14 protein-coding genes and 1 pseudogene are annotated in these 18,020 nt (G+C 61.9%); 6 read left to right on the top strand and 9 right to left on the bottom strand.

All coding sequences use genetic code 11. The annotated features are described in order from the left end of the window. Positions 1-98 precede the first annotated feature (98 nt). Positions 99-2,762 (bottom strand): DNA gyrase subunit A, encoded by a 2,664-nt coding sequence (gene gyrA, locus QF039_RS05340; protein ID WP_003218817.1) that lies wholly within the window; start codon positions 2,760-2,762, stop codon positions 99-101. Between the two features lie 302 nt (positions 2,763-3,064). Then, entirely contained in the window at positions 3,065-4,141 is a 1,077-nt protein-coding gene (gene mtnA, locus QF039_RS05335) for an S-methyl-5-thioribose-1-phosphate isomerase (protein ID WP_087693679.1), read from the bottom strand. Between the two features lie 108 nt (positions 4,142-4,249). Here mtnA and QF039_RS05330 point away from each other — a divergent pair, with 108 nt between their 5' ends. The 4 genes from QF039_RS05330 to QF039_RS05315 all read left to right on the top strand — a co-directional run bounded on the left by QF039_RS05330 (position 4,250) and on the right by QF039_RS05315 (position 7,948). Next, the gene (locus QF039_RS05330) at positions 4,250-5,581 is read left to right on the top strand and encodes a TRZ/ATZ family hydrolase (protein WP_307517117.1); all 1,332 of its coding nucleotides are present in this window, start codon (positions 4,250-4,252) and stop codon (positions 5,579-5,581) included. Positions 5,582-5,644: 63 nt separating this feature from the next. After that, entirely contained in the window at positions 5,645-6,343 is a 699-nt protein-coding gene (ubiG, locus tag QF039_RS05325; RefSeq protein ID WP_003218825.1) for a bifunctional 2-polyprenyl-6-hydroxyphenol methylase/3-demethylubiquinol 3-O-methyltransferase UbiG, read from the top strand. 4 nt (positions 6,344-6,347) lie between these two features. Beyond that, positions 6,348-7,019, top strand: a complete 672-nt coding sequence (gene mupP, locus QF039_RS05320; RefSeq protein WP_003218827.1) for an N-acetylmuramic acid 6-phosphate phosphatase MupP — start codon at positions 6,348-6,350, stop codon at positions 7,017-7,019. 188 nt (positions 7,020-7,207) lie between these two features. Next, the gene (locus tag QF039_RS05315) at positions 7,208-7,948 is read left to right on the top strand and encodes a YciK family oxidoreductase (protein WP_003218829.1); all 741 of its coding nucleotides are present in this window, start codon (positions 7,208-7,210) and stop codon (positions 7,946-7,948) included. Between the two features lie 127 nt (positions 7,949-8,075). Here QF039_RS05315 and QF039_RS05310 read toward each other — a convergent pair whose 3' ends face one another. Genes QF039_RS05310 through QF039_RS05285 form a run of 6 tightly spaced genes read right to left on the bottom strand, consistent with a single transcriptional unit; the run spans position 8,076 to position 14,255 of the window. Further along, positions 8,076-9,590: an ABC transporter substrate-binding protein gene (locus tag QF039_RS05310; protein ID WP_307517116.1), complete on the bottom strand. Its 1,515-nt coding sequence runs from the start codon at positions 9,588-9,590 to the stop codon at positions 8,076-8,078. A 51-nt stretch (positions 9,591-9,641) separates the two neighbouring features. Continuing rightward, on the bottom strand, positions 9,642-10,613 hold the full coding sequence (locus QF039_RS05305) for an ABC transporter ATP-binding protein (RefSeq protein WP_177019495.1): 972 nt from the start codon (positions 10,611-10,613) through the stop codon (positions 9,642-9,644). Further along, positions 10,610-11,566, bottom strand: coding sequence for an ABC transporter ATP-binding protein (locus tag QF039_RS05300; RefSeq protein ID WP_102368420.1), 957 nt, complete (start codon positions 11,564-11,566; stop codon positions 10,610-10,612). The genes QF039_RS05305 and QF039_RS05300 overlap by 4 nt, the downstream gene beginning before the upstream one ends. Beyond that, on the bottom strand, positions 11,563-12,420 hold the full coding sequence (locus QF039_RS05295; RefSeq protein ID WP_003218837.1) for an ABC transporter permease: 858 nt from the start codon (positions 12,418-12,420) through the stop codon (positions 11,563-11,565). The genes QF039_RS05300 and QF039_RS05295 overlap by 4 nt, the downstream gene beginning before the upstream one ends. Next, entirely contained in the window at positions 12,417-13,364 is a 948-nt protein-coding gene (locus QF039_RS05290; protein WP_003218838.1) for an ABC transporter permease, read from the bottom strand. Before QF039_RS05290 ends, QF039_RS05295 begins: the two co-directional genes overlap by 4 nt. A 3-nt stretch (positions 13,365-13,367) precedes the next feature. Continuing rightward, positions 13,368-14,255, bottom strand: coding sequence for a proline iminopeptidase-family hydrolase (locus QF039_RS05285; protein ID WP_102606485.1), 888 nt, complete (start codon positions 14,253-14,255; stop codon positions 13,368-13,370). A gap of 182 nt (positions 14,256-14,437) precedes the next feature. On the opposite strand from QF039_RS05285, the gene QF039_RS05280 reads away from it, so the two are divergent. Next, positions 14,438-15,202 (top strand): LuxR family transcriptional regulator, encoded by a 765-nt coding sequence (locus QF039_RS05280; RefSeq protein ID WP_008437673.1) that lies wholly within the window; start codon positions 14,438-14,440, stop codon positions 15,200-15,202. A gap of 94 nt (positions 15,203-15,296) precedes the next feature. Further along, positions 15,297-16,229: a proline iminopeptidase-family hydrolase gene (locus tag QF039_RS05275; RefSeq protein ID WP_003218843.1), complete on the top strand. Its 933-nt coding sequence runs from the start codon at positions 15,297-15,299 to the stop codon at positions 16,227-16,229. Positions 16,230-16,345: 116 nt separating this feature from the next. On the opposite strand, the pseudogene QF039_RS05270 reads toward QF039_RS05275, so the two are convergent. Beyond that, positions 16,346-17,858: pseudogene (locus QF039_RS05270) on the bottom strand (nucleobase:cation symporter-2 family protein). Positions 17,859-18,020: the final 162 nt, after the last annotated feature.

Below are 18,020 nucleotides of genomic sequence, written 5' to 3'. Positions count from 1 at the left end.
CGCCGGCAAGCCGGCTCCTACAAGAGCGGCGCGGCGTCGTATTTCAAACGGGACAAACAACAAGGGGGCGAATCTTCATCCGCCCCCTGTGTGTCCGCTTATTCCTGCGGTTCTTCTTCGTCTGCGGCAGCGTCGAGTGTTGGCTCGTCGACGCCGTCATCGGCATCGCCGATCACTTGCCCCTCGAGTGCAATCCCCTCTTCACCTTCCAGCTCCTCGCCTTCGACTTCCGATGGCTCCTGGACACGCTCCAGGCCTACCAACGTTTCGTCGCTGGCCAGCTTGATCAAGGTCACGCCCTGGGTGTTACGCCCCAGGCTCGACACTTCATCAACCCGGGTACGTACCAGAGTGCCCTGGTCGGAAATCAGCATGATTTCCTCACCATCCAGCACCTGGACCGCGCCGACCAGGCGGCCGTTGCGATCGTTGCTGACCATGGCGATAACGCCCTGGCCGCCACGCTTGTACTCGGGGAACTCGCTGATGGCCGTACGCTTGCCGTAGCCGCGGGCCGATGCAGTGAGGATCTCGCTGCCTTCTTCCGGGATCAGCATCGAAATCAGCTTCTGCCCTTCCGGCAGGCGCATGCCGCGCACACCGCGGGCGGTACGGCCCATGGCACGAACGTCGGACTCCTTGAAGCGCGTAACCTTGCCGCCGTCGGAGAACAGCATGACTTCACGCTCGCCGTCGGTGATGGCCGCGCTGATCAATACGTCGCCTTCGTCCAGTTCGAGGGCGATCAGGCCCACGCTGCGTTGACGGCTGAAGGATTCCAGCGGGGTCTTCTTCACGGTGCCTTTCGCAGTGGCCATGAAGATGAAGTGACCTTCGGTGTACTCGTCTACCGGCAGCATGGTGGTGATGTATTCATCACTGTCCAGCGGCAGCAGGTTGACCAGCGGACGACCACGGGCAGCGCGGGACGCTTCCGGGATTTCGTAGGTTTTCAGCCAGTACACCTTACCCTTGCTGGAGAACAGCAGCAGCGTGGTGTGGCTGTTGGCAACCAGCAGGTGAGCGATGTAGTCCTCATCCTTGACGCCGGTAGCCGATTTGCCTTTACCGCCACGACGCTGGGCCTGGTACGCAGCCAGAGGCTGGGTCTTGGCATAGCCACCGTGGGAAATGGTCACGACGCGATCCTCTTCCGGGATCATGTCACCCAGGGTCAGGTCGAGACGGGCGTCGAGAATCTCGGTGCGGCGCACATCGCCGTATTCGGCGCGGATCACTTCCAGTTCTTCGCGGATCACTTCCATCAGGCGCACGGCGCTGTTGAGGATGCGGATCAGCTCGCCGATCTGGTTGAGAATCTCCTGGTACTCGGCCAGCAGTTTCTCGTGTTCCAGGCCGGTCAGACGGTGCAGACGCAGTTCCAGAATGGCCTGGGCCTGTTCCGGGGACAGGAAATACTTGCCGTCGCGCAGGCCGTATTGTGGGTCCAGGGTCTCCGGACGGCACGAATCGGCACCGGCACGTTCCACCATCGCTACTACGGCGCTGGATTCCCACGGCATCTTGATCAGCGCTTCCTTGGCTTCCGACGGCGTCGGCGAAGCCTTGATCAGGGCGATGACCGGGTCGATGTTCGACAGCGCAACAGCCTGGCCTTCCAGGATGTGGCCGCGTTCACGGGCCTTGCGCAGTTCGAATACGGTACGGCGGGTTACCACTTCGCGGCGGTGACGCACGAAGGCTTCCAGCAGATCCTTGAGGTTCAGGATGCGCGGGCGGCCGTCGATCAGCGCTACCACGTTGATACCGAATACGCTTTGCAGCTGGGTCTGGGCGTAGAGGTTGTTGAGGATCACCTCAGGCACTTCGCCACGACGCAGCTCGATCACCACGCGCATACCGTCCTTGTCAGACTCGTCGCGCAGCTCGGTGATGCCTTCCAGCTTCTTCTCTTTAACCAGCTCGGCGATCTTCTCGATCAGACGCGCCTTGTTCAACTGGTAAGGGAGTTCGGTGATGACGATCTGCTGGCGGCCACCGACCTTGTCGATGTCTTCGATGATCGAGCGGGCACGCATGTAAATGCGGCCGCGACCGGTACGGTAGGCTTCGATGATGCCGGCGCGACCGTTGATGATCGCGGCGGTCGGGAAGTCCGGACCCGGGATGTACTGCATCAGCTCATCGACGGTCAGCTCGGGGTTGTCGATGAGGGCCAGGCAACCGTCGATGACTTCACCGAGGTTGTGTGGCGGGATGTTGGTGGCCATGCCCACGGCGATACCGCTGGAGCCGTTGACCAACAGGTTGGGAATACGGGTCGGCATGACCGCCGGGATCATTTCGGTGCCGTCGTAGTTCGGCACCCAGTCCACGGTTTCCTTGTGCAGGTCAGCCAGCAGCTCGTGCGCCAGCTTGGTCATGCGCACTTCGGTGTATCGCATGGCCGCAGCGTTGTCGCCGTCGACCGAACCGAAGTTGCCCTGGCCGTCTACCAGCAGGTAGCGCAGGGAAAACGGCTGGGCCATCCGAACGATGGTGTCGTACACCGCAGTGTCGCCGTGAGGGTGATACTTACCGATCACGTCACCGACAACACGGGCAGATTTCTTGTACGGCTTGTTCCAGTCGTTACCCAGCTCGCTCATCGCGAACAGCACACGCCTGTGCACGGGCTTCAAGCCATCGCGCGCATCAGGCAGTGCCCGACCGACAATTACGCTCATCGCGTAGTCGAGGTAGGACTGTTTCAGCTCGTCTTCGATATTGACCGGGAGGATTTCTTTGGCCAGTTCGCCCATGAGAAGCCTGATTCCTTTTTCGGGTGAAACCTCGTCACATCCTATGGGACGAACGAAGCTCGCCGCTGCCGGCATGATGCCTGGCAACGACTTACGACAAATCAACGAGTTATGACACGGATCTGCGCATTAAAGGTTACCCCTTGGGGTGACCCTGGAAACCGCCGGATGTTATCACAATCGCCGCCACGCACCTATCCCCCTGATGCGCATGGAGCATAGTAAGTTGACGGATGACAGGCTTGACGGCGACGAGAGGGCCTTAGAGCTGGATCCAAGGGGATTTTTGCGGGCAAATTGCCTCAATGCAGGCGTTTACGACACATCAGTTGCGCCAACTTCGCCGTGTCGGGGCGTTCGACGATGCCTTTTTCAGTGACGATCACATCAATCAGGTCCGCCGGCGTCACGTCAAACACCGGGTTGAAGGCGTCTACATCAGCGGCTACGCGGGTGCCGCCGACTTCCAGCAGTTCACGGGCGTCGCGCTCTTCAAGCGGCACGTCATCACCGCTGGCCGCCATCAGGTCGATGGTGGAGCTGGGCGCTACCACCATGAAACGCACGCCGTGATGCATGGCGCACACTGCCAACTGATAGGTACCGATCTTGCTGACCACGTCACCGTTGGCCGCAATGCAGTCGGCACCGACGATCACCCAGGTCACGCCCTTGGTCTTGAGAATATGCGCGCCAGCCGAATCGGCATTCACGGTGACCGGAATGCCTTCATTGGCCAATTCCCAGGCCGTCAGCCGCGAGCCTTGCAGCCAGGGCCGGGTTTCGTTGGCGTAGACGCGCTCCACCATGCCTTCCAGGAACGCTCCGCGAATCACCCCGAGCGCGGTACCGACGCCGCCGGTAGCCAACGCACCCGCATTGCCATGGGTCAGGATCGCCTGGACATTGCCCTGATGCTTGCGGATCAGCTCTACACCCAGCTGCGCCATGGTCAGGTTGGCTTCGCGATCACTTTGGTGAATGGCCACCGCCTCGGCTTCCAGTACCGCCAGCGGGTCGGCGTGTTTCTTGAGGCGGTCGAGGCAATCGCGCATGCGCTTCATGGCCCAGAAAAGATTCGACGCGGTCGGGCGGGTATCCGCCAGCAGCGCGTAGTCCTCTTCCCAGGCGGCCTGCCAGTCATCGCCCTCGGCGATGTGGGCACGAGCGGCCAACACCAGGCCATACGCCGCACTGATGCCAATGGCCGGCGCACCGCGCACCACCATCGTGCGAATGGCCTCGGCCACCTCGGCAGCACTGGTGCAGGCGACCCAGGTTTCTGCAGACGGCAAAATACGCTGATCGAGCAGGTACAGTGCGCCATCACGCCAGTCGATGGCCTTCACTTTCTCCGCAGCCAACAGTCGATCGCGCATCCCTCACCCCGCACTCATGAACAAAAGCTGCCGATTATAGCGATCCGCCAGCCAGGACGCTCGGGTATACTTCGCCGTTCTTTATAGATGCCTGGGAAACTGCCCTCGATGACACCGACTGCCGCCCCGCTCGACTTATTGCTGCTGCCCACCTGGCTGGTACCTGTCGAGCCTGCCGGCGTAGTGCTCAAGGAGCACGCCCTGGGCATTCGTGACGGACGCATTGCGTTTATCGGCCCACGCGCCGCGGCCCTGAAGCTCGCCGCGACCGAAGTGCGCGAACTGCCGGGCATGCTGCTCAGCCCCGGCCTGATCAACGCCCACGGCCACGCGGCCATGACGCTGTTTCGCGGCCTGGCCGACGACCTGCCGCTGATGACCTGGCTGGAAAACCACATCTGGCCCGCCGAGGCCAAGTGGGTCGACGAAGCCTTCGTCCGCGACGGCACTGACCTGGCCATCGCCGAGCAGATCAAGGGCGGCATCACGTGTTTCTCGGACATGTACTTCTTCCCGAAAGTCGCCAGCGAACGGGTGCACAACAGCGGCATGCGTGCGCAAATCGCCATCCCGATCCTGGATTTCCCGATTCCCGGCGCTGCTGACGCCGACGAGGCGATTCGCCAGGGCGTCGAGCTGTTCGGCGACCTCAAGCATCACCCACGGATCAAAATCACCTTCGGCCCGCACGCGCCGTACACCGTCTGCGATGAAAACCTGGAAAAAATCCGGGTGATCGCCGAGGAACTGGACGCCTCGATCCACATGCACGTGCATGAAACCGCCTTCGAAGTGCAGCAGTCCGTTGAACAGCGTGGTGAACGCCCGCTGGCACGGCTTGGCCGCCTGGGTTTGCTGGGGCCGCGCTTCCAGGCCGTTCACATGACCCAAATCAGCGATGACGACCTGACTTTGCTGGTAGAAAGCAACACCAGCGTGATCCATTGCCCGGAATCCAACCTGAAACTGGCCAGCGGCTTCTGCCCGGTGGAACGCCTGTGGCAAGCCGGCGTCAATGTGGCAGTAGGCACCGACGGCGCGGCCAGTAACAATGACCTCGACCTGCTGGGCGAAACCCGCACCGCCGCGCTGCTGGCCAAGGCCGTCGCCGGCTCGGCCACCGCCCTGGATGCCCACCGCGCCCTGCGCATGGCCACCCTCAACGGCGCCCGGGCCATGGGCCTGGAAAGTCAAATCGGCTCGCTGGAAGTCGGCAAGGCCGCTGACATCGTGGCCTTCGACCTGTCGGGCCTGGCGCAACAACCGATCTACGATCCGGTCTCACAGCTTATATATGCCACCGGACGCGATTGTGTGAAACACCTTTGGGTCGGCGGCAAGCAATTGCTCGACGACCGGCAACTGACCCGCCTGGATGAACAACAGTTGTGCGCCACGGCCATCGCCTGGGGCCAGCGCATCAGCGGACACAGCGAATAACACCCGCCCTGGCAACGCATGCCAGGGCCGGCAAAACGTTTTATCAGATTTAGAGGATTCCCCATGAGCAACGTCGACCACGCTGAAATCGCCAAATTCGAAGCCCTCGCCCATCGCTGGTGGGACCGCGAAAGCGAGTTCAAACCCCTGCACGACATCAACCCGCTGCGGGTCAACTGGATTGACGAGCGCGTCAACCTGGCCGGCAAGAAGGTACTGGATGTGGGTTGCGGCGGCGGGATCCTCAGTGAATCCATGGCCCAGCGCGGCGCCACCGTGATGGGTATCGATATGGGCGAAGCGCCATTGGCCGTGGCCCAGTTGCACCAACTGGAGTCCGGCGTGAACGTCGAATACCGGCAGATCACCGCCGAAGAGCTGGCCGAAGAGATGCCCGGGCAGTTCGACGTGGTCACTTGCCTGGAAATGCTCGAGCACGTGCCGGACCCGTCCTCGGTGATCCGCGCCTGCTTCCGCATGGTCAAGCCCGGTGGCCAGGTGTTCTTCTCCACCATCAACCGCAATCCGAAGGCGTACCTGTTCGCGATCATCGGTGCCGAATACATCATGAAGCTGCTGCCCCGCGGCACCCATGACTTCAAGAAATTCATCCGCCCTTCCGAGCTGGGCGCCTGGAGCCGTCAGGCCGGGCTGACCGTCAAGGACATCATCGGCTTGACCTACAACCCGCTGACCAAGCACTACAAGCTGGCCAGCGACGTTGACGTCAACTACATGATCCAGACCCTGCGCGAGGAGTAAGCCTGTGAAGTTGCGAGCGGTTCTTTTCGACATGGACGGTACCCTGCTGGACACCGCGCCAGACTTTATCGCCATCTGCCAGGCCATGCGCGCTGACCGCGGCCTGGCACCGATCAACGACCAGCACATCCGCGATGAAATCTCCGGCGGCGCCCGGGCGATGGTCGCCGTGACCTTTTCCATGGACCCCGAGTCCCCGGGCTTTGAAGAGCTGCGCCAGGAATTCCTCGAGCGTTACCTCAAGGGCTGCGCGATCCACAGCAAGCTGTTCGAGGGCATGGAAGAGCTGCTGGTGGATATCGAGAAATCCAGGCTGATCTGGGGCGTGGTCACCAACAAGCCACTGCGCTTTGCCGAACCGATCATGCAGCAGCTAGGCCTGGCCGAGCGCTCCGCGCTGCTGATCTGCCCGGACCACGTGAAGAACAGCAAGCCGGACCCGGAACCGTTGATCCTGGCGTGCAAGATGCTCGACCTGGACCCGGCCAGCGTGCTGTTCGTGGGGGATGACCTGCGGGACATCGAGTCGGGCCGCGACGCCGGCACTCGCACCGCGGCGGTCACCTACGGCTATATCCACCCGGACGACAACCCGCGCAACTGGGGTGCCGATGTGGTGGTGGATCACCCGCTGGAATTGCGCAAAGTGCTGGACAGCGCGCTGTGCAGCTGCTGATCGGGACTGCCTGAGGTTGCTGCAATTTTGTGGAGAGGGAGCTTGCTCCCGTTCGACTGCGCAGCAGTCGCGAAAGCTGGGGCTGCTTCGCAACCCAACGGGAGCAAGCTCCCTCGCCACAGAAGCCTTGGCCAGCCTTAGCCGCAATCAATCACATGGATTTTCTGTGAACTTTGTCGAGGTTGTTTATGTTTGATTACTCCGCACGTCCAGAACTGCTCAAGGGCCGGGTCATCCTGGTCACCGGCGCCGGTCGCGGGATTGGCGCAGCGGCGGCCAAAACCTATGCGGCCCACGGCGCCACCGTGTTGCTGCTGGGCAAGACCGAAGCCAACCTGGCCCAGGTCTACGACGAAATCGAAGCCGCCGGCCAGCCGCAGCCGGTGGTGATCCCGTTCAACCTGGAGACCGCCCTGCCCCATCAATACGACGAGCTGGCAGCGATGATCGAAAAGGAGTTCGGCCACCTCGACGGTTTGCTGCACAACGCCTCGATCATCGGCCCGCGCACACCGATCGAGCAGTTGTCCGGCGAGAACTTCATGCGGGTGATGCATGTGAACGTCAACGCGATGTTCATGCTGACCAGCACGCTGTTGCCGCTGCTCAAGCTGTCCCAGGATGCGTCGGTGGTGTTCACCTCAAGCAGCGTGGGCCGCAAGGGCCGGGCTTATTGGGGGGCTTACGGGGTGTCGAAGTTTGCCACCGAAGGGCTGATGCAAACCCTGGCGGACGAGCTGGACAACGTCGCACCGGTGCGCGCCAACAGCATCAACCCAGGCGCCACCCGCACCAGCATGCGGGCCCAGGCGTATCCAGGGGAGAACCCGACCGATAACCCGACACCGGAGGAAATCATGCCGGTGTACCTGTACCTGATGGGGCCGGACAGTACCGGCATCAATGGGCAGGCGTTTGACGCGCAATAACAACTGACACGGTCTGTGTGGGAGCTGGCTTGCCTGCGATAGCATCACCGCGGTGTGACTGAAACACCGAGGTGCCGGCATCGCAGGCAAGCCAGCTCCCACATTGGTTTGTGGTGTGGTTAAAAACTCAGTTCTTCACCACTTCCTCAAGCGTGAAGCGCCCCAACGGGTTTTGCAGGAAGTTGCTCACGTTCTTGCGTGAGATGTTGATGTACGGGCTGTAGTACAAGTCGATCCAGTTCACATCCTGTTTCGCCATTTTCTGCAGGTCGACGTACATCTGCTCACGCTTGACCGGGTCCGCCTCGATCCGCGCCGCGGCCACCAGATCCTTGACCTTGTCGTTCTTGTAGCGGGTCATGTAGTTCTGGTTGGTGTCGTGGCCCAGCACGAAGGTGGTCTTCTGGTCCGGGTCGAGGATGTCGTTGGTCCAGTACATCACCGAAATATCGTAATCGCCGTCCACCAGCATCTGCCAGCTTTGGGTCGGGTCGACCTTTTGCAGGTTGGCCGTCACACCGACCTTGGCCAGTTGATCCTTGATCATCACCGCAATCTGCTCGTCGGCTTCGTTGCCGGCGTTGACCACGTAGTTGAGCTTCAAATCCTGGGCGCCGGCAGCCGCCAGCAGTTTCTTGGCTTCGGTCGGGTCATACGGGCGTTGCAGGTTGTTGGCGTAGTGGTACAGCGAGCCTCTTGGAATGTAGGAATAGGCCACGGTGCCCTGGCCGAAGGTGGCGGTTTTCACCAGCGATTGTTTATCGATGGCCATGTCCAGCGCCTGGCGCACTTCCGGCTTGGCCAGCAGGCCGTGGGCGTGGTTGATCAACAGGTGATCTTCACGGGTGGACGGATCGGAGTGCACCACCACGTTCTTGTCTTTTTTCAGCTCTTCAACCCGGGAAAACGGGACGAAGATCGCCGTGTCCAGCTCGTTGTTCTGCACCATGCGCATGCGGGTGTTGTCGTCGGTGACGGAGACCCATTCCACACCATCCAGGCTCACGTTGCTGGCCTGCCAGAAGTTCGGGTTCTTTTTCAGGATCACCCGATCGCCCTTGCGCCACTCGTCCACGGTAAACGCGCCGGAGGTCACCGGGTTTTCCGAGTAGGCGTCTTCGCCCATCTTGGTCATGGCTTTTTCCGACAGGATCGACACCGTCGGCGAAGCCAGTTGCGAGAGGAAGGCCACCGCCGGGGTTTTCAAGGTCACTACCAGGGTTTGCGGGTCGCTGGCCTTGGCGGTGTTGATCAGGCTGAACGGGTCGCTCCACAGCGAGGCCTTGTTGTCGCGGATGCGCAACAGGCTGAAGGCAGCGTCGTCGGCGGTGATCGGCGAGCCATCCGAGAACTTCGCGGCACGCAGCTTGAAGGTGTACGTCAGGCCGTCCTTGGAAATGTCCCAGCTTTCTGCCAGCCCCGGTTCCATCCTGGTGCCCAGGTTGTCCACGCGTACCAGGGTGTCATAGACGTTGGCGAACACCCAGGTGTCGCGGTTCTGCGCGCTTTTGATCGGGTCAAACGTGGTGCTGTCTTCGCGGCAGCCGATGGTCAGCACACCCGCCGCGTGGGCGGTACCGGCGGTCAGCGACCAGGCGGTGAGCGTGGCGGCGGCGAGCAACTTCAAGTGACGGGATTGCATGTCATAACTCCTTGTCTATAACGGCGGTTGTTCATGATCGGCAGGAAGGGTTCAAAGCAAAGGTTCTTCAAGCACGCAACTGTACCGATGCGTTTGCACAACGTGAGTCGGCGGCAATACCTCGGCACACACGGCTCGTGCATGTCGGCAACGCGGGTGAAAGGCGCAACCATTAGGCAGCTTCAGCGGGCTCGGCGGCTCGCCCGGCAAGGGCTCGCTGGGCAACGGGCGGTACGGATCAATCTCCGGGATCGCCTGGATCAACGCCGCCGTGTAGGGGTGACGGGGCGTGGTGAACACCGCCTCCACCGGGCCTTCCTCGACGATTTTCCCCAGGTACATCACCGCCACCCGATCACACAGGCGGCGGACGATGGCCAGGTCGTGGGCGATAAACAGGATCGCCAGGTTCATGCGCTGTTGCAGTTCCAGCAGCAGGTTGATGATCTGGCCCTGGATCGACACATCCAGGGCAGCCACGCATTCGTCGGCGATGATCAGCCGCGGCTCCACCGCCAGCGCCCGGGCAATGCCGACGCGCTGGCACTGGCCGCCGCTCAGGGAGCCGGGCTTGCGGCTGGCAAGCTCGGGGCGCAGGCCTACCAGATCGAGTAATTCGTCGACGCGGCGTGGGATGTTTTCCGACGCCACCTTGCGCTGCACCCGCAGGACTTCGGCGATGGTTTCGCCGACGGTAAGACGCGGGTTCAGGGCCGCGTAGGGATCCTGGAAGATCATCGCCGTCTCGTGCCGCAAACGGGCGATATCGACCGGCCCGGCGTGGGCCATGTCGATGCCGTCAAACACCACCTGCCCGGCGCTGATGGGGTTGAGGTGCAGGATCGCCCTCCCCAATGTGCTTTTGCCGCTGCCGGACTCGCCCACCAAACCCAGTGTTTCACCGGCGGCCAGGGTCAACGACACCCCGTTGACCGCCCTCACCCACTGTTTATTCAGGCCGAACAGGCCGCTGCCGGCGGCGGCAAAACGCACCTCAAGGTCATTCACCTGCAACAACGTCATGGGCGAACTCCCAGGGGATAGTGACAGGCCACCCGCGCGCCTTCCGGCAGCAGCTCGGTGCACAAGCTGCCGACTTGCGGGCAGCGCGGGTTGAACCGGCAGCCCTTGGGCAATGCGTCGAGCAATGGCGGTTGGCCGGCGATGGTGCGCAACAGGGCGTGGCCGCTGCTGGTGGCGGGCTGGCACTCGATCAAGCCGGCGGTGTAAGGGTGTTGCGGGTGTGCCAGCAGCTCGTATTTGCTGCCGTGTTCGCACAGGCGCCCGGCGTACATCACGGCGATGGAGTCGCAGGTTTGCGCCACCACGCCCAGGTCGTGAGTGATCATGATGATCGACAGGCCACGCTGGTCCCGCAGGTCCAGCAACAGCCGCAGAATCTGGGCTTGCACGGTCACGTCGAGGGCGGTGGTCGGTTCGTCGGCAATCAGCACCTTGGGATTGCAGCCAAGGGCCACCGCGATCATTGCCCGCTGGCGCATGCCGCCGGAAAACTCGTGGGGGTAATTGTCGATCCGCGCCTGGGGATCGGGAATGCCGACCTGGCGCAGCACTTCGATAGCCTGCAAGCGCGCCTCCTTTTTCGACGCGCCCTGGTGCAGTCGGATGCCTTCGGCGATCTGCTCGCCGATGCGCATCAACGGGTCGAGGTGGCTACTGGGGTTCTGGAAAATCATCCCAAGTTGCCCACCGCGTACCGCGCGCATGCCGGCGTCATCCAGCTGCAGAAGGTCCTGGCCCGCCAGGCGCACCGAACCGCCCTGCACCCGCAGGCTCGGGGATGGCAGCAAGCGCATCAGCCCGCGACAGGCCATGGTCTTGCCCGAACCGCTTTCGCCCACCAGGCCGAGGATTTCACCTTCGGCCAGGTCGAACGACACCCGGTCCACCAACGTTACGTCGCGCCCGGTGTTATTGGCGATGACGCTCAGGTCCTGCACCTGCAACAGGCTCATGAGCGATCCCCCAGCACTTGCGCCACACCATCGGCCAGCAGGCTGAAGCCCATGGCCAGGGTCACGATGGCCAGGCCCGGGAAGGTGCAAATCCACCAGGCGGTGGTGATGAACGCCTGGCCTTCGGCAACCATGGTGCCCCACTCGGCGGTCGGCGGTTGTACGCCCAGGCCGAGGTAGCTGACCGCTGCGCCGTTGAGCAGCACCAGCACTGCGTCAGACATCGAGAACACAATCGAACCGAACATCGCGTTGGGCAACAAATGCCGGAACAGAATGCGCCCATGGCCAAAGCCCAGGCTTTTGGCGGCCAGGGCGAAGTCGCTTTCCTTGAGCACCAGGATCTGCGAGCGGATCAGCCGCGCGTAGGACACCCAGCCCACCAGTGCCATGGCGATATAAAAGCTTTTCAAACCCGGGCCGAGAATGGCCATGATCGCCAGCATCAGCACCAGGAAAGGGAACGCGAGGATCACGTCGATCACCCGCATGCAGAAGCTGTCGAAACGCCCGCCGATGTAGCCGGACACCGCACCGACGAAGGTGCCGATCAGGAACGGAAAGATCACCCCCACCACCGCCAGTTGCAGGTCGATGCGTGCACCCCAGATTACCCTCGAAAGGATGTCTCGCCCGTAGTTGTCCGTGCCAAATGGATGGGCCTGGCTGGGGCCCAGCAAACTGATATCGGTGTTTTGCGCAATCGGGTCAAAGGGTGCGATCCAGGGGGCGAACACGGCCAGCGCCAGCCATGTCAGCAGAATCAACAGGCCCCAGGCCGCCGTCAGCCGGCCATTGCGAAAACCAAAGCGCAGGCGCAGGCGCCATGGGGCGATCAATGGGCGGCTGCTCATTGCATCTTTACTCGCGGGTCCAGCGTGACCGTCACCACATCGGCAACAAAGTTGACCAGCACGGTCGCACAGGCCAGCACCATCGCCACGCCCTGCACCACCATGTAGTCGCGGGTGAAGATGCCGCGCACCAGCAATTGGCCGATGCCGGGAATCGCAAACAGGCTTTCGATCACTACCGTGCCGCTGATCAGCCAGCCAATGTTCACCGCCAGCAGGTTCACCGCCGGCACCAGGGAATTGGGCAGCACATGACGACGAAACACCGCCGCCTCCGACAACCCGCGCGCCCGGGCGGCGGTAACGTGGTCAGCCTGCAACTCCATCAACATGCTCGCCCGCAGGTTGCGCACCAGCACCGCCGACAGCGCCAGGGCGATGGTCAGGCACGGCAGAACCATGTGGTGCGCCTTGTCCAGCCAGGTGCGCCCATACCCGGAGACCGGGAACAGGCCCCATTGCACGCTGAGCAACAGGATCAGCATCAAGCCCAGCCAGAACGCCGGCATGCCCAGGCCCACCGTAGTGAACAGCCGGATCAGGTTATCCGCCCAGCCACCTTTATTACGCGCGGCCACGGTGGCCAGCGGCACGGCGATCAACAGCGCCAGCAGCACACTGCCGAGCACCAGGAACAGGGTCGGCTCGATGCGGGTGACGATCAGTTTCAGCGCGTCGACCTTGTACAGCAGTGACTGGCCGAGGTCGCCCTTGAGCAGGTTTTTCAGGAAGTAGAAATATTGCAGCCACAGCGGCTGGTCGAGGCCGTACTGGGCGCGGATCTTCAGCAAGGCGTCCGGGGTGCTGCGCGAACCCAGCAGGGCCCGCGCCGGGTCGCCGGGAATCGAGCGCACCAGCACAAAGGTGATCAGGCTGATGCCAAACAGCACCGGCAGCAATTGCAGCGGCCGGGACAGCACAAAACGGTAACGCGCCAGGTTCATCCGTCAGCCTCGATGACGAGCGAGGAAGTCCAGCAGCACCGGGAAGTATGCCTGGGGCTCTTCGTAAAACGGCATATGGCTGCTGTTGGGGAACACGTGCAGCTCGGCGTGCCGGGCCGCGCTTTTCATGCGCATGGCGCAGGCCGGGGTCAGTTCGTCGTGCTGGCCGGTGGTGATCAGTATCGGCATCTTGAACTCGCCCATCTCGGGGATGCGGTTCCAGTCCTTGAGGTTGCCGATGTAGAGAAATTCGTTGGGACCCTGCATGGTTTCGTAGGGGCCCATGTTCCAGTCGCCGAGGGAACGCTGGACCGGCGCCGGCCATTCGTCCAGGCGGCAGACGTGGCGGTAGTTGAGCAAGGTGATGGCGGCCTGGTACTGCGGGTGATCGAGGGTACCCATGGCTTCATGGCGTTGCATCATCGCCACGGTTTCGCTGCCCAGGGCGCCGCGCAGGCGTTCCAGCTCGAGGGACAGGTGCGGAATGTCGCCGACGGTGTTTTCCAGGATCAGGCTTTTCAGCGCATCGGGGTAGTGAATGGCGTACTCGATGCCCAACCATCCGCCCCAGGAATGCCCCAGCAAGTGCACGCGGCCAAGGCCAAGGGCCTGGCGCACGGTTTCGACTTCTTCGACATAACGGCTGATTTCCCACAGCGAAACATCGGTCGGTCTGGCTGAAGCGCCCGTGCCAAGCTGGTCGAATGCAACCACTCGCAGGCCGTTGTCCTTGAGCCAGCCATGGGCGTCGCGCAAGTAGTCGCAAGGCAGCCCGGGGCCGCCATTGAGGCACAGCAACACCTCATCGCCTTCGCCAAAGCTATAGGCCACGAGGTTGTGGCCATCGACCTGCACGTTGTACCGCTGGTCGGGGGCAATTTCACGCCACATGCATACATTCCTTGTTGTGTGTCGGCCCTGTGGAGAGTGGCCGTTTAGAGGCCAACACTACCGAGGATGCCGCGTGTCCATAACCTGGTAATTCTTATAGGTTTGGTCTGGCAGTCCTTCGCCGGGGCGTGGCATTCTACTTGCAGCAAGACGAGATTCAAATGAAATCGGGAGCAGAACGGATGCTGGCCAGGCTAACTGCGTTTAATGACCGTCTCATCCCCGGCAGGAGCCTGGATGAACAGATGGACAACACCCTCGTATTGGCCCAGGACCTGGGTTTTGATGCGTTGGTCTACGACTACACCCCCGTGCCCATTGACCATAATGGTGCACTGATCACCCCTTCTGTGCTGCAACTGCGCAATACCCCGCCCGACTGGTACAACCTGTGGTGCAGTTCCGGCTTTTATCAGATCGATCCGGTGCAACACCTCGCACTGTCGACGGTTTCACCGTTTGTGTGGTCCTACGAGGCCAAGGCTGATACCGCGCTGCAAAAGATCATCGACCCCTGCCACGCCCCGGTTTCCAGCTACTTGCACGACCGCCAGATGACCTGCGGCGTCAGCGTGCCGATCCATTTGCCCCGTGGCGGCTTCGCCTCGCTGACCGGCCTGCGCACCGGCAAGGCCAGCGCCGTGTTGCAGGACGCCCGCCAGACGCTGTCGGAATTCAGCCTGATTACCCACGCCTTGCAGGAAGCGGCCTACCCGCTTTTCAGCAAGGAACTGCGCTCCTACCCGCATATCCGCCTGACCAAGCGTGAGCGCGAATGCCTGAAATGGGCCGCCGACGGCCTGACCGCCGCCGAAATCGCCACGCAATTGAGCCGCTCCCTGGCAGTGGTTACCCTGCACCTGGCGTCGGCCATGCACAAACTGGGGGCCAAGAACCGGGTGCAAGCGGTGGTACGGGCCACTCATTACCGGCTGCTGGAAGACTGATCCGAAGGAAAAACCTAGCTGTTTTGCTAGTTACTTAAACTTTCTGTGCCGACTATCGTGTACCTGATCACTTTTTCTCAGGGCAGGGCACGAAATGGAATTCATCGAAACAATCCGCGAAGGCTATGCGGCCTTTCGCGACTACCAGACCTGGTATCGGGTAACCGGCGACCTGGACAGCGGCCTCACGCCGCTGGTCATCCTCCATGGTGGCCCGGGTTGTACCCATGATTATGTCGATGCCTACAAGGACGTAGCCGCCAGTGGCCACGCGGTCATTCACTACGACCAACTGGGCAACGGCCGCTCCACCCACCTGCCTGACAAAGACCCTTCATTCTGGACCGTCGGCTTGTTCCTCGAAGAACTGGACAACCTGCTGGACCATCTGCAGATCAGCAACAACTACGCGATCCTGGGTCAATCCTGGGGCGGCATGCTCGGCAGCGAACACGCCATCCTGCAACCCAAGGGCCTGCGTGCATTTATTCCGGCCAACTCGCCGACCTGCATGCGTACCTGGGTTGCCGAGGCCAACCGCCTGCGCAAGCTACTGCCTGAAGGCGTGCACGAGACCTTGCTCAAGCATGAACAGGCCGGCACCTACCAGGACCCTGAGTACCTGGCCGCCTCGCGGATTTTCTATGACCAGCACGTGTGCCGGGTCAATCCGTGGCCGGAAGAAGTCGCCCGCACATTCGCCCAGGTGGATTCGGACCCGACGGTGTATCACGCCATGAGCGGCCCGACGGAATTCCATGTGATTGGCAGCTTGAAAGACTGGAACGTGATCGGCCGGCTGTCGAAGGTCAATGTGCCGACCCTGGTGATTTCCGGTCGCCATGACGAGGCCACGCCGCTGGTGGTCAAGCCGTTCCTGGATGAGATCGCCGATGTGCGCTGGGCGCTGTTCGAAGACTCCAGCCACATGCCGCATGTTGAAGAGCGACAGGCGTGCATGGGGACAGTGGTGCAGTTTCTGGATGAGGCTTGTTCCGTGCCCCACAGAACGCTCAAGACTGGCTGAGATCAAAATGTGGGAGCGGGCTTGCTCGCGAAGGCGGTGGATCAGTCAGCATATTTAGCGACTGACACACCGCCTTCGCGAGCAAGCCCGCTCCCACATTGGACTCTTTGTGGCTGTTACACCTCGCTGGTCTGTGCCCTGCCGTGCACGGCCGCTTTCTTCGGCACTTCCTCCAGCAACGGAATTTCCTTGCCCTCGGCATCAAACAGCTTGCCGCCGCTGAAGTAATCCCCGTCCCGCAACGCCGCCACGTCCTGGAAGCACAGGCTGCGTTCCGTCCCGGCAACGAATACCGACTGCTGGTCCGAGTTGCCCGCGGTGAAGTGGTTGAACGCCAGGTTCAACAGGATCGCCATGATCGCCGACGAACTGATCCCCGAGTGGAAAATGGTCGCGAACCAGCTCGGGAAGTGATCGTAGAAACTCGGGGCCGCAATCGGGATCATGCCAAAACCGATGGAAGTGGCGACGATGATCAGGTTCATGTTGTTGCGGTAATCAACCTTGGACAAGGTCCGGATACCACTGGCAGCCACGGTGCCGAACAGCACGATCCCGGCCCCGCCCAGCACCGAAGTCGGCACTGCCGCAATCACCCGCCCCATGAACGGCAGCAGGCCGAGGATCACCAGGAATATCCCACCGGTGGCGACCACATAACGGCTCTTGACCCCGGTAACCGCCACCAGTCCGACGTTTTGTGCAAACGCGCTCTGGGTGAACGAGCCGAAGATCGGCGCAAACATGCTCGACAGCATATCCGCACGCAGGCCATTGCCGAGGCGCTTGGAGTCGACCTTGGTGTCGATGATTTCACCCACTGCCAGAATGTCCGCCGAGGTTTCCACCAGCGTCACCATCACCACGATGCACATGGAAATGATCGCCGCGAGATGGAATGGTTGGCATGCCGAAATGGAAGGGTGTGGGAAAGCCGAACATCGGGCCCTGGGTCACGCTGGAGAAGTCAGCCATGCCGAGGAACACCGCGATAACCGTGCCGATCACCATCGCCAGCAGGATCGACAGCCGCGAGATGGTCGCGCTGCCGATCTTGCTCAGCAGCAATACCAGCACCAGGGTCAGCGCCGCCAGGCCGATGTTCGGCATGCTGCCGAAATCTGCGGCGCGGCTGTTGCCGCCCATGGCCCAGCGGGCGGCGACGGGCATCAACGTCAGGCCGATGGTAGTGATCACAATCCCGGTGACCAGCGGCGGGAAGAATTTGGTGATTCGCGAGAACACCGGGGTGATCAGCAGGCCTATCAGGGAGGCGGCCATCACCGCCCCGAGAATCGCCGGGATGCCACCCGCACCGTCGCTGCCAACAATCGCCACCATAGTCGCCACCCCGGCAAAGGACACCCCCTGCACCAGCGGCAACTGGCAGCCGAAAAACGGCAGGCCCAGGGTTTGCAACAGCGTAGCCAGGCCTCCGGCAAACAGCGAGGCAGCGATCAGCAGGCCAATATCGGCCGGCGACAACCCGGCCGCCTGGCCGACGATCAACGGTACAGCCACGATGCCGCCGTACATGGTGAGCACATGCTGCAGGCCGTAAGCCATGTTGGCCGCGACGCCGAGATTCTCATCTTCTGGCCGCTGCGGTGACGCCTTCGGGATAGTCATGGTGAGGGGTTCTCTGTTTTTGTTGTGCACTCACTGTATGCAATAGAAAGATTGGATGTCCATAGAGTTGTATACAATCATTTTCACAAGAACACCCTGAACGCCGTTACAAAAATCCATTCAGCCGCCCTGCCCCGTGGCTCGAAGCGCTGCGCACAAGGA

It is taken from the genome of Pseudomonas sp. W2I6 (assembly GCF_030815935.1).
GTDB lineage: Bacteria > Pseudomonadota > Gammaproteobacteria > Pseudomonadales > Pseudomonadaceae > Aquipseudomonas.
The sequence above is the reverse complement of the archived record's forward strand: the minus strand, read 5'-3'. Positions and strand labels throughout refer to the sequence as shown.